Origin of the sequence: Streptomyces rhizosphaerihabitans, from assembly GCF_025399795.1 — a bacterium.
GTDB lineage: Bacteria > Actinomycetota > Actinomycetes > Streptomycetales > Streptomycetaceae > Streptomyces > Streptomyces rhizosphaerihabitans.
On record NZ_JAODTZ010000177.1, the window covers coordinates 1 to 533 of the forward strand.

A 533-nucleotide genomic window follows, 5' to 3' on the forward strand; every position below is an offset into this window, starting at 1 on the left:
CACGGTCAGTTCGACGGTGAGGGTGGCTCCGCCGGTGGTGGTGATGCGGAGGAGGTAGGTGCCGGTGGTGTCGTCGGCGTACAGCTTGGGCAGCTTGAGCCGGCCGTCGGCGTCGGTGGTCAGGGTGGTGAGGGTGCGTACGGTCTTGCCGTCCGCGTCCTTGAAGTAGGGGCCCTTGTCGTTCTCGCCTGTGTCGTCGGCGGATTTGATCAGGGTCGCGGTGGCGGCGACCTTGCCCGCCGCGTTGCCCTGGTAGGTGGCCTTGATCTCGACCTGGTCGGCGAACTCGCCGCCCGGCACGCAGGTCAGCGGGGTGTCGGTGGTGCGGGCGAGGGTGTCGGCCTGGCGGGCGGTGACGGTGGCGGTGTAGTCGAGGCCGGCCATGATGCGGCCCACGACGGTGACGCGGACGGTGAAGTCGCCGGTCTTCTCACCCGCCGTGAGGGCGGGCGCGATGGCCGTGCCGGACCAGTTGGTGACCGTCGTGGCGACGCTCTCGCCGCCGGTGAAGGTGGCGTCGGTGTCGCCGATGA

The 533-nt window shown here is 70.4% G+C and carries 1 pseudogene; it reads right to left on the reverse strand.

From position 1 onward, the window contains the following. Nucleotides 1-533 (reverse strand): annotated as a pseudogene (locus N4G66_RS45285) (lytic transglycosylase); the annotation flags it as partial.